Below are 15,861 nucleotides of genomic sequence, written 5' to 3'. Positions count from 1 at the left end.
ATCGATAAAACCTGTTCAGTATTTCGCTTACGCGAAAACTGAGTCATTACTTGAATTAATTGGTTGGTTTACTGTTCAGTTTTCAAGGTTCTGTTTGTTCATTTTTACTAACTTTTTCATAACGTTAGCGAAAAATATTATATCATATGTCTAATTGTTTGTCAATGATAAAATCTGACGGAGAAGGAGGGATTTGAACCCTCGCGCCGCTATTAACGACCTATCCGCTTTCCAGGCGAACCCCTTCAGCCGCTTGGGTACTTCTCCAAACAACTTAACACTATGCATTTCGCATTTCAAAATCATATTTGATTTTGAAAAACGGAGAAGGTGGGATTCGAACCCACGGCCCCTTTCGGAGTCACTGGTTTTCAAGACCAGCTCCTTAAACCGCTCGGACACCTCTCCATGTCGTTTTAGGATGTTTCGCGCTCTTGGCGCTTAATTAATTTATCATATCTTCTGTCCCATGTCAAGAGATTTTTAAAGTAAAAATTTTCCTTTTATCTTGGCGTTAGTTGTGTTCTTTGCAGAACAGTTCATATACTCTTTGAAGAATATAAAATCCTCTGGTGTTGTAATTTTAATATTCATGTAGCTTCCTTCAACTATCTTCACCTTCGTATCGGTGTAACGTTCAACAAGTGTTGAGTCATCCGTGCCACGAAAACCATCCTTCATACTTTCCTTGTATGCTAGTAAAATAAGTTCTTTTTGAAAGGCCTGTGGTGTCTGAATAGCATAGAGTTGATTTCGATCAGGTGTGTTTACAACATTTTTATATTCATCAATGACTTTAATAGTATCTTTAACATTTACTCCTAATATACAAGCTTTATATTTTATTGTTTCTTCAATAATGAAGTCAATAGACTCGATCCTTATTAAGGGCCTAACTCCATCATGGATCAATACAATGTCAATGTCCTGACTTAAAACTTTTAAACCTTCAAAAACTGAGTCCTGTCTTTCTTTCCCTCCCTTAATAATGCTTTTTATCTTTGTAAAGTTATATCTGTTTTTTATATATTTCTCAACATACTCAACCTCATTTTGTCCAACCACAATTACAATTTCATCTACTAAGCTTGATTGTTGAAATTTTTCAATTGTGTACGCTAAAATAGGTTTTCCCTCGACTTCAATATATTGTTTGCTCGTATCGGCCTTCATACGTTTCCCTTGCCCTGCAGCAGGAATAATTACTCCGATTTTCTTTGTTTTCATAGCTTTTCCCTCCAAAGCAAATATTAATATATATGTATTGATATCCTTATTTATTCTACATCATTCTAATTATTTTGAAAAGCCCTATTCAGTTTTTTAACATCTGAATAACAATTAATAATTAATATTAAGTAATACTATATTTCTTAAGAAAATATTGTTATACTAGTATTAGGCTTTATTCATATCAAGAAACATCTTAGTTATAAACAATGAATGCATTTATGCACACAACAAAGGCTCTATATGTGCTAAAATTGGTTTCTTATTATTTTAACAAGTAATGTATCCATGTTTATGATAAAGTAGCTATTATTTGCAAATAATATAACAATACGGAGGTATCATTATGATTAGCACAAAATTAGTAAAAGAACTAAATCTTCAAATCAAATATGAGTATTATTCTGCTCATTTATATTTAGCAATGGCGGCTTACTGTTATTCCATTGATTTAGATGGCTTTGCAAACTTTTTCAAAGTACAGGCAGAAGAAGAAAGGTTCCATGCAATGAAGTTTTTCAACTATATCAATGAAATGGATTCTACTATAGATATCCAAGGATTTGATACTCCTCCTTCAGATTATTCAGACGCTTTAGATGTTTTCGAAAGATCTCTTGCTCACGAAAAATTTGTCACTTCCAGAATCTATCTATTGATGGAAATTGCTACTGAAGAAAAGGAGTATGCTACAATTAGCTTTTTGAAATGGTTTATTGACGAGCAGGTTGAAGAAGAAGCAAGTTTCAAAGCAATTATTCAAAAATTAAAACGAGCTAATGGTGATGTTAGTATTTTATATGCGATAGATTCTGAATTGGCTCAACGAGTATTCACTCCGCCCGTAAAATAATATCGAATTTCACAATATAGAAAGGCCGATAAATGACATATTAACACATCATTTATCGGCTTATTTTATTGAGGGATTTACTATTGCTACTTGTTCCTATCTATATTATGTGGAAATCATAATTTCTTTTATGATTACTTTTCTCCAATTTTCAAATTAGGTACTGCATTAAGCTCCATGCCATGCCTAACCCCTTTTAAATAGTCATAATAAGCTGCGCTTCCTATCATTGCTGCATTGTCTGTGCAATAAATCATAGAAGGATATTGTAAGTAAATTTTTTCTTCATCACATGCTCTTTGCATTTCTTCACGAAGCTTACTATTTGCTGCAACTCCACCTGCCAAAGCTATTTGGTTTATGTTATGCTCCTTTGCAGCTTTTATTGTTTTGTTAACTATAACTTCAATAACTGCCGCTTGAAAAGAAGCTGCAATATCGGCTTCACAAATAGTTTCTTTTTTCATTGCACTTTGATTAATATAATTTAAAACTGCAGACTTAATACCACTAAAGCTAAAGTCATAAGAACCAGCCTCTAAATAAGACCTTGGGAAGTCTATTGCTTTGCTATTTCCTGATTTAGCTAGCGCATCAATTTTAGGGCCACCTGGATAGCCTAAACCGATCGTCCTAGCCACCTTGTCAAAAGCTTCACCAACTGCATCATCACGCGTTTTACCTAATATTTCGTAATCCCCATAATCCTTCACATAAACAAGATGTGTATGTCCCCCCGAAACAACTGCACAAATAAATGGCGGTTTAAATTCGGGGTTTTCAATATAGTTGGCGCAAATATGTCCTTCAATATGATGTACTCCAATTAATGGTTTGTTACTCGCAAAAGCAATGGCTTTTGCAGACGCTAGACCAACAAGTAAAGCCCCAACTAAACCTGGGGCGTATGTAACGGCTATTGCATCCAACTCTTCAAAGGTAATGTGCGCCTCATCCAAAGCTTCTTGTATTACAGGGTTTATCTTCTCAATGTGTTTTCGAGAAGCAATTTCAGGTACAACTCCACCATATCTTTTGTGTAGTTCTATCTGAGATGAAATAATATTAGATAAAACTTTAGTTCCGTTAACGACAACGGCTGCAGAAGTTTCATCACATGATGATTCGATTGCAAGTATTGTTATGTCTTTTTCCATAATATCTCCTAAGTGAATAGTGAAGATTAATTAATAATAGAAAAATCTTCTATTGAGCCAAAACCCTTCAATTCCCAAAGCTTTTCAGCGTTTTGTTCGTATACATATCCTTTATAAACCTCTCCTAAATCTTTGGTAGTAACATTCATATAATAAATAACATTGAATATCAAAACTGGTTTCTTCCCTGCTTCAGCATCTACAAATTGTGGACCAATCACCTTATATCCCATAATTGTATAATTAGCTGTTTTGTATTTCTCTAGCTCCTCAAGTAATCTTTCTAGATTAACATCTTCTGGATTGTTATTTAATGTTTCTTCTGAATAGTACTCCCTTTGAAGTTTAAGAAGTAGTGCTATTTCTTCATTGCTTTGCTTACCAGTGTACATTAACTTTGTAATCATACAGTTAAACTCTGCTAGTTGATCCGGATTTTCTTGAAGCTTTCTAACCTTTTTTAAAAGTCCATCATAATTATCCTTCGCTTGTGGGATTATCATTTCTTCAATAAGTCCATTCGTCCCTGTTTCCTTATCATTATTTTCAAGCTTCTTTCCAATATAAAAGTATAGCGTTACCCCAAGGCCTATTAGAATGATTATTGCTATTAGTTTTCTCATCTCATCACCTCTTAGTTTTATAATCTATCATTATATCGTACATTTTATAAATCCTCTGAAGCTTCATCATCAAACTTGAAAGTCTTAGTCATACGGTCCTTACCAATTACAGTATTTTGAAATATTTTCTTAGCAACATGCAAATAATCTTTTGGATAAACTAGAGAAGGACTAAAATGCGTTAACCAAAGTTCTAACGCTTTTGCATTCTTTGCAAGCTTTGCAGCTTCTTCAAAGGTCATATGCTTATATGCACTTGCTTTTGTTTCTTCTGTTTCTTCTCCATACATGCCTTCACAAACAAATAAATCTGCATCCTTAACATATGTTTCAATTTGTTGAACAGGCCTTGAATCTGTACAATAGCTAATCTTCAAACCCTTACGACTTTCTCCTAAAACCATATCAGGGGTCAATACTTGTCCATCAACTTCTAATGTGTTCCCCTTTTGAAGAGGAGACCAATATTTAAGTGGTATATTATTAGCCTTCGCTTTATCTGCATCGAATTTGCCCAGTCTTTTAATGTTTACATTATATGCATAGCAAATGATGTTATGTTTTACTCTATATGCTTCAATATTATATTGACCGATATGAAGGCTTTCATATGCTTCATTAATTTCAATAAATTTTATATCATAAGGTAACTCTGGCGCTATCACTCGAAGCCCATTAACTACTCTTTCTAATCCCTTTGGTCCAATTAATGTTAATGGTTCTGTTCTATTTGAATTACCAATCGTTAATAGAAGCCCCGGGAGCCCACTAATATGATCTCCATGGTAATGAGTAAAACAAATAAGATCAATCGCCTTAAAACTCCATCCTTGCATTTTAATCGTGATTTGTGTGCCTTCACCGCAATCTATTAACATATTGCTACCGTTGTACCTTAACATAAGAGCAGTCAACCACCTATATGGCAATGGCATCATACCCCCTGTACCTAATAAACATACGTCTAACATATTTATATTTTCCTCTTCTAATAATATTATGAATTCTAGTAATGCATCTGCCGCTTTTCCAATTGCTTATGCAGAACTTTCTTAACAAAACATGAAAATCGGCTGTGCAGCGTTAAATATCTTTGTTATTTATACGCGGAATTAAAACCTCTGCTATACATCTGCCGCTATTCCAATTGGTTATGCAGAACTTTCTTAATAAAAAATAAAGCGCATGAATTTATTATATCATACGCTTTACCTGTTAGATAGCCTCATTGTTTTTTTTTATATCAATTGGAATTATAAATTTTTCAATTAAACCATCATAACACGATTCGCATAGATGAAATGTATGTGTTTGAAGGTCTTTATTCGAAAAATATCCCCATGACTTAGAAACCTCAAGATACTCCTCGTAAGCACTTGTGTCTTGTATGACTTGTCCACATTGATTGCATTTAATCTCATTGTTTTCTTTGTTTTCCCCAGTCATTGTCCACACCCCCTTCAAAATATTTCATCTTTAATGGTCTTTTTCATTATACTCTGTGTCTATTGCTATGTATAGTGGAACATGCATCCAATGCTTATAGAGGCTTCGTACTATATTCAAGCCATCAAATGCAAGCTTATGCTTGCATTTGATTTACGAATACGCTGGCTACCTTTTTAACTCTTTTAAAGGTTGTATTCATTAGTATAGGTACCCCTTCTTCAATTTTATCAATTCCAAAAATATGGAATTTTTGTCTTTGTATCACTTGCATTAACTCATCACTCAAAACAATATCCTGAATATTTTTATTTGGAACAATAACTCCCTGCTTCCCTGTTAGTCCTTTTAATTTGCATACATTATAATAACCCTCAATTTTATTAGATACCGCTCCGATAGGTTGAACATTGCCAAATTGATCTACCGAACCCGTAATTGCTATTCCTTGATTAATAGAAATATTAGAAAGCGCTGATAAAACAGTATATATTTCGGCACAGGATGCACTATCACCTTCTATTTCACCATACACTTGCTCAAAACATATAGAGCAGCAAAAAGATAGTGGCTTTTCTTTCGCAAAAATACTATTAATATAGCTAGTAATAATACTTAATCCTTTCCCAAAAATCTTACCACTGAGTTTGTTTTCTTTTTCAATACTAACTACTCCTTGTTCTCCAGCATGTATTCCAGCTGTAATTCTTATTGGAAAGGCAATTTGAAAATCTACGAATCGATTCACAGACAACCCATTGATTTGACCTACTTTCTTACCAGTTACATCCAGAATCAACTGATTAGAAGTTATCCATTCCTCAAGCATTTTAATATAATAGTTGTAATGCTTGATTAATTCCTCTTCTCCCTTTTTTATGTGCTTCTCTTTAATATACTTTTCGCAATCTTCCTTTGCAAAAAATTCACCAATGCTAATTAGCTTATCCACTTGAGTTAATTTAGTTGTAAGCTTAGATTTATTACCTGTATACCTAATACAATAATCTATTATTCTTTTTTTAGCTAAATCAGTTAATTCTTTGTTTTTCAAATATGCTATATAGGCTGAAATATTTTCCTCATTTGCTTCAACTTCATCTGGTACTATTAGATGATAAGGAAATATAGCCTTGAATTCAGTGTCATACTCAGCTAAAATATTATAAATGCTTTCTTCACCAATTAATATAACCTTCACGTCTAATGGCATTTTCTCAGGTATTATCGTCCTTACCGGTAACGCACCTAATTGTTCCCTGATCGGGTCAAACTCAATTGTTTTTTCAATTAATGTCTTTTTAATCTTATCCCATATCAATTTGCTTCCAATTACATCATTGATATCAAGTATTATATAACCTCCATTAGCCCTCTGCATAAGTCCGCTTTGAATATGAGTAAAATCAGTAACAAATACACCTGAGTCGTTTATATATTCAATTTTACCAAAAAGCTCATAATAGGTTATCTTATTAGCATATATTACACGCTGTGGGTTAACCAAAAGATTCACTAGATATTTATACTTATTTTCCTTCTCTATTTTTTCTAGTTGTATAAGCTCACTATATTTTTCTACTTCTTGTCTATTTATCTTTAAGAATATTTTCTTTAACTGCTCCTCTAAGTCCTTCTTAACGTCATCTATATAATTGCTTATAGGCACATATTTCCAATCTAAACTTTTTAATTCATCAAAGTTTTTTTCCACAACCTGCGTAATAATTTCTTCTTTATATGCCTTTATCTTTTTTTTAGAATCCTTTTTTAATTTCTTGATTTTCTTCATAACATCTATGGATTTTTTTTCCATAATGTCTAAATCCTTGATGATTACTTCCTGCTCCTTTGCATCAAGGTTGTCATATTCAGTTTCACTAATTTTCTTACCATTAATAATGGGAATGAAAAAAATACCTTTATCACTTACGTGAGTTGAAAAGCCAAGTTCCTTCGCATCATTTTTTAATACTTCAAGTTCCTTTTCACTGATTTCTAATATTTGAGCCTTCATATCTTTTTCAACATCTTTTATTTCCTTACTACTAAAGCATTTTTTGCTTTCTTCAAAGGTTGTAATAACACTACCTTCTACCATCTCCTTGAACAAATCACCTTGTCCATTCTCAAGCTTTATAAGCATCGGAAAATTTGGTTGCTGAAAATTATATACGTATCCCCATTCATAGCTTTTGTTCTCTTTTTGACTTAAAAGCTCAATTAGAAATTCTTCAGCTTTCGACCCTTTATTATTTGAAATATATATGTGTTGATTGTTACCTAGCTTTAAAATAGTTTCCAACATGTTTTGAAGATCAGTATTTCCCGGAAACAATTTGCTATAGCCATGGCTCTTTTCAAGTACCGTCTTAAAATCGTAATTTATTTTTAACTGATCGAAGGTTACTTCCTTATCGATTGACATATTTTCTCCTCATTGTTTTTTGTGTATATATTATTTTATACAAAAGCTTCTTATGTTGTTACGAGAAGCGCATTTTAAGACAAACTTTCATAGAAAATAAAGAAATCGGCAGTGCCGAGTTAAAATTCTCGTTACCTATCTGCCGCTTTTCCAATTTCACAAGTAAAACTTTCCTAGCAAACAAAAAAAGAGCTTTCGCTCTAATTTCATTTGTGCTTTTCATCATATTCTCTCTCAGCTTGTGGTTTTCTTAAGTAGATAGGCGCATGCTCCATATAGTTTTGAAGCTTTCCTTCCTCGGCATATCTAACGCCTAAAAGTGCAATGGAAGACGCCCTTTGAATTCTGTTGTTGGGACTTGCTAGGTGCCATTTTCGCCCTTCTAGAAGCTCTTTTATCCTTTCTTCATTAGGTGCGAATCCATCTCCTAGAAATATTACTTCTTTATTATAACTCAATATTTTCTCTATAATAGTATCAATCTCTGTTGCCATCATATCTGTTCGTGGCCGAATACAACCATCCTGATATTCATATATTGCCGTATAAACCTGATGTCTTCTAGCATCCATCAATGGACAAATCAGCAAATCTGTTTGATCGATATTATTTGCTAATCCTTCGAGTGTTGGTATCGATGCTATCGGTACATTCAGTACATGAGCTAAGCCCTTAGCCGTAGCACTCCCAATTCTAAGTCCAGTAAAGGAACCTGGCCCACCTGAAACAGCAATTAAATCTAACATTTTCAAGTCCAAGTCAACAGCTTTCTTAATCTCTTCAAGCATGGGCATTAAAGTGAGCGAATGCGTTTTCTTGAAATTTGTTGTATACTCACAGATAATTTTATGATCTTCAGCAATCGCAACTGAAGCAACCAATCCAGACGTTTCTATAGCTAATACCTTCATTTTTTCACCTTCACTTTATTAGAGCTAATACTTTTTTAAGTATTTTGTATTGTAATTAACCTATAATCTAACCCTTTAGAAAGGTCTTTTTCAATATAAATCCAGGTTGCATCCTCTGGTATCAAATCTTCAATATAATTCGCCCATTCAATAAAAGTTACTCCCTCTCCATAAAAATAATCTTCATATCCAATTTCATCCATTTCTTCAAGCTCTTGAATTCTATAAACATCAAAATGGTACAAAGAAAGCTTATCACCTTCGTATTCATTCACAATTGTAAAGGTTGGACTTGTTATTTGTTCTTTAATTCCTAGTCCTTTTGCAAATCCTTTCGTGAAAATTGTTTTACCTACCCCTAAGTCACCAACAAGACAATAAACTTGTCCCTTTTCTGCTTTTAATCCGATTTGTTTACCCACTTTCATGGTTTCTTCTGGTGATTGTGAAACAGCTATCATAAAATCATACTCCTTACTTATAGAAATTTACATTTTACTTTTTTGTAGTAACTGTTACAAAACCTCTGCATTCGCTAGGGTTTCGTAACCGACTGCAAGCTTCGCTTGCACATCGGTTAAATTAACATACTCAAGGCAATTCTTTTCTTTTGTAGGTCAATGCTCAATACCTTAACATCTACAATATCTCCTACCGAAACTACTTCTAATGGATGCTTAATAAACTTATTACATATTTGCGATATATGAACAAGTCCATCTTGATGAACTCCAATATCTACGAAAATACCAAAATCAATTACATTTCTTACTGTACCTTTTAAAATCATACCATCACTTAAGTCTTCCATTTCTAACACATCAGTTCTAAGAATTGGCTTAGGCATCTCTTCTCTTGGGTCCCTACCTGGCTTTTCTAATTCCTTAATGATATCTTGTAAAGTTGGTACGCCAACATCGAGTTTTTTAGCTAAGACTTCAAGATCCTTTGTAGCCTTGCTAAGCTCTTTCAGTTGTCCACTCTTAACATCCTCTAATTTATAACCCATCTCTGCGAGCAGCTTGGTTGCTACCTCATAGCTTTCAGGATGAACTCCTGTGTTGTCTAACGGATTCTTCCCATCGGTTATTCTAAGAAAGCCTGCACATTGCTCAAATGCCTTGGCTCCAAGCTTAGCAACCTTTTGTAATTCCTTTCTACTATAAAACTTACCGCTTGCTTCCCTATAGGCAACGATATTTGTTGCAAGCGCTTTACTGATACCCGAAACATATTGAAGAAGAGATGGTGAAGCAGTGTTTAAATCTACTCCGACTCTGTTTACTGAATCTTCAACAACAACAGATAGCGCATCTCCTAAATTCTTTTGGTTCATATCATGTTGATATTGTCCAACCCCTACAGATTTCGGGTCAATTTTAACCAGTTCCGCCAATGGATCTTGAAGTCTTCTACCTATTGAAACAGCACTTCTAAGTGCAACATCAAATTGTGGAAATTCTTCCGTTCCAAGCTTAGAAGCAGAATAAACTGATGCTCCAGCCTCGTTAACAATAATATATTGCACTGGTTGCTTGATCTCCTTGATCAGTTCTACCGCAAACAATTCTGATTCTCTTGATGCAGTTCCATTTCCTATTGATATGAGTTCGACTTTATGTTTATCAATCAATTTTTTAAGTACAGTTTTGGAACCTTCAATATCACTCTTTGGAGGTGTTGGATATATAACCGTTGTATCTAGCACCTTCCCCGTTCCATCAATTACAGCAATTTTACAACCCGTTCGAAAGGCAGGGTCAATAGCCAACACCACTTTATTATGAATTGGTGGTTGCATTAATAGCTGTTCAAGATTTTTACCAAAGACCTTAATTGCACCTTCTTCTGCTTTTTCAGTTAATGCGCTTCTAATTTCACGTTCAATTGCAGGAGCAATTAATCTCTTATAACTATCTTCAATCGTTTCGTATAAAACAGGCATTGTATATTGATTGTCAGAGACGATCACTTTCTTTTTTAAATAATAAATGATTTCTGTAATTGGTGCCTCTAACTTAACTGTTAATATTTTTTCTTTTTCACCTCTGTTAACTGCTAAAATTCTATGCCCAACAATTTGCTTAATATCCTCAGTATAATCATAATACATTTCAAATACAGAAGCTACTTTATCATCCTTAGCCTTTACAACAACTTTACCTTTTGTAAAGGTCAGATTTCTAATTTCTTTTCTATAGTCTGCATCATCTGATACCGTTTCAGCAATAATATCCTTTGCTCCGTCTATTGCTTCTTCAGCTGTATGAATCTCCTTTTCCGGGTTAACATAAACCGCAGCAAGCTCAACAACAGGAATAGTTAACTTTTGAAGCATGATTTCCATCGCCAAGGGCTCTAATCCCTTTTCTTTAGCTATTGTAGCCCTTGTCCTTCTCTTCGGTCTAAAAGGTCTATATAAATCATCTACCTCAACTAAGGTTTTAGCAGAAATAATTTGTGCCTTAAGTTCTTCAGTTAGCAGCCCTTGCTCTCCTATGCTTCCAATTACTTGTTCCTTCTTAGCTTCAAGATTGTTGAGATATAGCCATCTCTCGTGAAAGTCTCTTAATACCTCATCCGTTAAGGAGCCTGTAACCTCTTTCCTGTATCTAGAAATAAAAGGAATGGTATTTCCTTGTTCTATCAATTCTACAGTGTTTTTAACTTGCCATTCTAACAGTTTAAATTCTTTTTCCAGTGCTTTTAAAATATCCATTTTACGATCTCCTTAAAAATAAATCTTTACCTATTATATCAGAAAGTGGTATAAATACCAACTATTGATTGGATTCCAATTACTTGTGCAGAACTTTCCTAGTAAAATATAAAAGAGCCGTCTCCCAATAGAATCATCTTCTATTTAGAAACGGCCCTATAATTTAAACTGCTTTATTTTGACGCAAGTTTAAATTGTTCATGTATTGCATTCATTGCTGCTTCAGCATCCTTTTCATCTACAAGTACTGATATCTTGATTTCAGATGTAGATATCATCTTAATATTGATATCTGCATCATACAATGCTTCAAACATATTAGATGCCACTCCGGCATTTGAAGCCATTCCCGCTCCTACAAGTGATACCTTTGCTACATCTTTATCAATTTCAACTCTTGTTCCTGAGATTCTATCTAGGTTATCTTCAATAATACTTACCGCTTCTGTCAAATCATTGGTTGGCAATGTAAAGGAAATATCCTTCGTATTATCTCTACCAACTGATTGAAGAATGATATCTACATTAATACCTTTTTTTGCTAATAGGGAAAACAAAATGAAGGCTTTACCCGGCTCATCTTTAATACCTATTACCGCTATTCTAGCAACATCCTTATCAGATGCAACACCACTCACAAGCATTTTTTCCATTTTACATTCCTCCTTAACAATTGTTCCTTCTTCTCTAGTTAAACTTGATCTAACAACCAATTCTACATTATACTTTTTCGCTAACTCTACTGAACGATTATGCAGAACCTTTGCACCTAAGGATGCAAGCTCTAGCATTTCGTCATATGTGATTTCGTCAAGTTTTCTTGCATTTTTTACTACTCTTGGATCAGCAGTATAAACACCATTTACATCGGTAAATATTTCACATTTATCAGCATCAAGTGCTGCTGCTAAAGCAACTGCAGTAGTATCGGAACCACCACGTCCAAGGGTTGTAATATCATCATATCTATTCATTCCTTGAAAGCCTGTAACTACGACAATATTTCTTCTATCTAACTCAGTTCTAATTCTGTCTGGGTCGATTTTTTTCAATCGAGCATTTCCGTAAGTAGATGTAGTAAGCATTGGCACTTGATAAGCATTTAATGATATTGCTGGATATCCTAAAGCTTCAAGAGCCATAACCATGAGCGCGACTGATTGTTGTTCACCTGTTGCTAAAAGCATATCCATTTCTCTTTTTGATGGATTGGGGTTAATCTCTCTTGCTTTATCTAAAAGATCATCTGTAGTGTCTCCTTGTGCAGATAATACTACAACCACTTCATTGCCTGCTGTATACTCTTCAATAATTCTATTTGCTACATTGTAAACACGTTCTTTATTTGCAACTGAACTGCCGCCAAATTTTTTAACTATAAGCACTTTTCTTCCTCCTAGGTGAATATAAATTTTTAATTGACCTTACTTCTTTTCTCTAGTAAATAATCCATGAGTAAGTGCCCTTCTATACAGTGTATGCCAGATAGAGCACCATTTTGTTCTGTATATGTTAAACCAGAATTTTCATTTGAAGAGCTGTCATATAGAATATATGGCACTGGATCACTCGTATGTGTTCTTCTTGCTATTGGTGTTGGATGATCGGGTAGAATTAAAATTCTAAAATCATATCCTATTCTCTCTAAGGCTTCTACTATTGGTCGAACTATTTTATCATCCAAGTATTCAATAGATTTAATTTTGTTTTCTAATTCACCTCTATGCCCACATTCATCAGGTGCCTCAACATGAAGATATACAAAGTCTTGGCCTCTATTTAGAGCATCAATACAAGCACCTGCTTTACCGTTGTAATTGGTGTTTAGGTTACCAGTTGCACCAACGATGTCTATACTTTCCATTTTTGCTGCAATTGCAATTCCTTTTAGCAAATCTACAGCTGAAATCATGGTACCTTTAAGTCCATATTTTCCTTCAAAGGACGGTAACATCGGTTTTTTACCTTCTCCCCAAATCCAAATTGAATTTGCAGGATTAAGACCTCTTTCTTTTCTGCTTAAATTTACTGGATGATTGGCTAATAAGTCATAGCTAGATTTCATCATTTGATAAATTTCTTTTGCACCATTTCCCTTTGGTAAATAATCTCCAATTCTTTTATCTAAAATATCGTGAGGAGGTGTTAAGTCAACTTGTGTTGATCCACCTTCCCAGATTAATGCATGTCTATAGCTAACACCCGGATAAAAATGCAATATTTCAGTCCCAAAATTCTGCTCAATGGTTGCGATAAGCTCCTTTGCTTCCTCAGAAGTAATTTCATCTGCACTATGGTCAAGTATAATTTTTTCATCATAATCTCCCTCGTCAGACAAGGTTACAACATTGCATCTAAAGCTAATATCCGTATCCTTCATTGAAATATTCATACTAATTGCTTCTAGTGGTGATCTACCTGTGTAATATTTTTCAGGATTATAGCCCATAACTGATAGATTTGCAGTATCACTTCCTGGTGACATACCTTTAGGTATTGTACTCACTAAACCCAACTGTCCTTTCATAGACAATCTATCTATTGTAGGCTTATTGGCAACCTCTAATGGCGTTTTAAATCCTAATTGCTCTAAAGGTTCATCTGCCATCCCATCGCCAAGAATTACAACATACTTCATTGTTTTTCCTCCTTAACCTACTCTTATGGCACTTTCTATTTTCAGTATTGAGGTTTGAGCATCAAAAGCCTTTAACTTGCATTGCAGGTCTTTCTCTGTGCTTTTAGTCGTAACAAAAGCGATCTCTTCCTCTCTATCATCTAATTTCACAAAATTCACATCGCCAAATATCTTTACTACGCTATCCCTTGCTGCTGGAAAAAAGTCTGTCTTAGCTATGATAAAATAACCAAAGCTCACATTATCAATTGACATAAGTTCCATTTTTTTAGTGCTCCAAAATGACATAACGTTTCTACCTAAGTGCTTAATCGCATCCACTATATCTGCTACGACTGCACTCGCTGTTGGTAACTTACCAGCACCTCTACCATAAAACATGACTTCACCTATTACATTGCCTTTTACTAATATTGCATTGAATACTCCATGTACATGAGATAATGGATGAGAATTGTCAATCAACATTGGTGCGACCATTGCATAAATCTTATCTTCTACCTTCTTACAAGTAGCTAGTAGCTTAATATCTAAACCTAGCTTTTTTGCATATGTCATATCTTTAGCCGATATATTGGTAATGCCCTCCGTATAAATATCTTCGTAATCAACATGCATCCCGAACGCCAATGAAGCAAGGATCGCAATCTTTCTGCAAGCATCATGTCCTTCAACGTCTGCTTCAGGATTTCTTTCTGCATAACCTTTATCTTGAGCTTCCTTTAATACATCGTCAAAGGATAATCCTTCTTCTGACATTTTAGACAAAATAAAATTTGTAGTACCGTTTAATATCCCTGTAATTTCATATATTTCGTCTGCAGTTAAAGACTGGTTGAGTGGTCTAATAATTGGTATTCCTCCACCAACACTTGCCTCAAACATGAAATTAATATTATTTTCCTTTGCGATTTCCAAAAGTTCAGCACCATGCTTAGCAACAAGCTCCTTATTAGATGTTACTACGCTTTTACCTCTGGTCAAAGCGCTTTTCACAAAGGTATATGCTGGTTCAATGCCGCCCATAACTTCCGCAATCACTTTAATTTCATCATCATTTAATATTTGTTCAAAATCATGAGTTAAAATATTCTCTATTGATGAGCCCGGAAAATCTCTTAGGTCAAGAACATATTTTAGGTTGATTTCTGTCCCTGCCTTTTTATTAATGCTCTCTTTATTTTTATTTAACACTTCCACGACTCCAGAACCTACTGTTCCATATCCAAGTACTGCTACACTTATCATCTTATCACTCCCTAGCTAGAATTTTCACTTGATGGATTCCTTCGTAAGCCTCCATGTCGCTAATCATTTCTTGAATGTCACCTGTTGATGGTAAAACCTCGATGCTTAAAGTTATATTAGCCACTCCATTTATTGGAATGGTTTGATGAATAGTTAAAATATTTGCCTTATAATCTGCGATTTTGTGAAGAACTCCCGATAGAACGCCAGGTTCATCGTCTATTCCCATACCTAATGTTATGGTAGCACCTCTAGAATTCTCATAAAAAGGAAAGATGTCATCTTTGTATTTATAGAAGGAGCTTCTACTAATACCTACTGCATCAACAGCTTCTTGTATGGTCATTGCTTTCTCTTTTTCAATCAATTGTTTAGCTTGAACCACTTTTAAATAAACCTCTGGCAAAGCTTTACTTGTAATGATATAATATTTTGCAGTGTCTGGCATGCTCATCACCTTTTTGTTTTTTTCAGAAGAACAAATGTATTCTCTCGAAAGATAATATCATAGGTGACAAGAAACATCAAGTAGTTTTTAAATTAATTTCATTTTATCCTTAAGAATTGGTTGCTTAACTACATTACTGAAAGCACAAAAGGAATATGAT

Annotated in this window: 14 protein-coding genes and 2 tRNA genes; 1 reads left to right on the top strand and 15 read right to left on the bottom strand. The window is 34.3% G+C overall.

Features of this window, described 5'->3' with window-relative positions; translation table 11 throughout:
• Window positions 1-175: 175 nt before the first annotated feature.
• From CVU84_16345 to ispD, 3 genes are all read right to left on the bottom strand, one after another.
• Window positions 176-267 (bottom strand) — tRNA-Ser (locus tag CVU84_16345).
• 55 nt (window positions 268-322) lie between these two features.
• A tRNA-Ser gene (locus tag CVU84_16340) sits at window positions 323-408 on the bottom strand.
• Between the two features lie 75 nt (window positions 409-483).
• Window positions 484-1,227 (bottom strand): 2-C-methyl-D-erythritol 4-phosphate cytidylyltransferase, encoded by a 744-nt coding sequence (ispD, locus tag CVU84_16335; protein ID PKM93386.1) that lies wholly within the window; start codon window positions 1,225-1,227, stop codon window positions 484-486.
• Between the two features lie 349 nt (window positions 1,228-1,576).
• Between ispD and CVU84_16330 the strand changes: the two genes are divergently transcribed.
• Complete coding sequence (locus CVU84_16330; GenBank protein ID PKM93385.1) at window positions 1,577-2,083, top strand: ferritin; 507 nt, start codon at window positions 1,577-1,579, stop codon at window positions 2,081-2,083.
• A gap of 134 nt (window positions 2,084-2,217) precedes the next feature.
• On the opposite strand, the gene tsaD is transcribed toward CVU84_16330, so the two are convergent.
• The 12 genes from tsaD to CVU84_16270 form a co-directional block, all read right to left on the bottom strand.
• Window positions 2,218-3,243 carry a tRNA (adenosine(37)-N6)-threonylcarbamoyltransferase complex transferase subunit TsaD gene (gene tsaD, locus CVU84_16325; protein PKM93384.1) on the bottom strand — a complete coding sequence of 342 codons (1,026 nt, stop codon included), beginning with the start codon at window positions 3,241-3,243 and terminating at the stop codon, window positions 2,218-2,220.
• A gap of 23 nt (window positions 3,244-3,266) precedes the next feature.
• Window positions 3,267-3,863 (bottom strand): hypothetical protein, encoded by a 597-nt coding sequence (locus CVU84_16320; protein PKM93383.1) that lies wholly within the window; start codon window positions 3,861-3,863, stop codon window positions 3,267-3,269.
• 44 nt (window positions 3,864-3,907) lie between these two features.
• Window positions 3,908-4,834 carry a ribonuclease Z gene (locus CVU84_16315; GenBank protein PKM93382.1) on the bottom strand — a complete coding sequence of 309 codons (927 nt, stop codon included), beginning with the start codon at window positions 4,832-4,834 and terminating at the stop codon, window positions 3,908-3,910.
• Between the two features lie 244 nt (window positions 4,835-5,078).
• A complete protein-coding gene (locus tag CVU84_16310; GenBank protein PKM93381.1) occupies window positions 5,079-5,309 on the bottom strand; it encodes a hypothetical protein in 231 nt (76 codons plus the stop codon).
• Between the two features lie 136 nt (window positions 5,310-5,445).
• Window positions 5,446-7,737: a hypothetical protein gene (locus CVU84_16305; protein PKM93380.1), complete on the bottom strand. Its 2,292-nt coding sequence runs from the start codon at window positions 7,735-7,737 to the stop codon at window positions 5,446-5,448.
• Window positions 7,738-7,943: 206 nt separating this feature from the next.
• Window positions 7,944-8,648, bottom strand: coding sequence for a tRNA (adenosine(37)-N6)-threonylcarbamoyltransferase complex dimerization subunit type 1 TsaB (tsaB, locus tag CVU84_16300; protein PKM93379.1), 705 nt, complete (start codon window positions 8,646-8,648; stop codon window positions 7,944-7,946).
• A gap of 35 nt (window positions 8,649-8,683) precedes the next feature.
• The gene (locus CVU84_16295) at window positions 8,684-9,109 is read right to left on the bottom strand and encodes a tRNA (adenosine(37)-N6)-threonylcarbamoyltransferase complex ATPase subunit type 1 TsaE (protein ID PKM93378.1); all 426 of its coding nucleotides are present in this window, start codon (window positions 9,107-9,109) and stop codon (window positions 8,684-8,686) included.
• A 116-nt stretch (window positions 9,110-9,225) separates the two neighbouring features.
• On the bottom strand, window positions 9,226-11,367 hold the full coding sequence (locus CVU84_16290) for an RNA-binding transcriptional accessory protein (protein ID PKM93377.1): 2,142 nt from the start codon (window positions 11,365-11,367) through the stop codon (window positions 9,226-9,228).
• Between the two features lie 173 nt (window positions 11,368-11,540).
• Window positions 11,541-12,752 carry an aspartate kinase gene (locus CVU84_16285; protein ID PKM93376.1) on the bottom strand — a complete coding sequence of 404 codons (1,212 nt, stop codon included), beginning with the start codon at window positions 12,750-12,752 and terminating at the stop codon, window positions 11,541-11,543.
• A 29-nt stretch (window positions 12,753-12,781) separates the two neighbouring features.
• Window positions 12,782-14,005, bottom strand: a complete 1,224-nt coding sequence (locus tag CVU84_16280) for a cofactor-independent phosphoglycerate mutase (protein ID PKM93375.1) — start codon at window positions 14,003-14,005, stop codon at window positions 12,782-12,784.
• A gap of 12 nt (window positions 14,006-14,017) precedes the next feature.
• Window positions 14,018-15,253, bottom strand: a complete 1,236-nt coding sequence (locus CVU84_16275; GenBank protein PKM93374.1) for a homoserine dehydrogenase — start codon at window positions 15,251-15,253, stop codon at window positions 14,018-14,020.
• Window positions 15,254-15,257: 4 nt separating this feature from the next.
• Window positions 15,258-15,701, bottom strand: a complete 444-nt coding sequence (locus CVU84_16270) for a hypothetical protein (protein ID PKM93373.1) — start codon at window positions 15,699-15,701, stop codon at window positions 15,258-15,260.
• Between the last annotated feature and the right edge of the window lie 160 nt (window positions 15,702-15,861).

The sequence above is a fragment of the Firmicutes bacterium HGW-Firmicutes-1 genome, assembly GCA_002841625.1.
Lineage (GTDB): Bacteria > Bacillota > Clostridia > Lachnospirales > Vallitaleaceae > HGW-1.
This window is presented reverse-complemented; position numbering and strand designations above follow the sequence as displayed.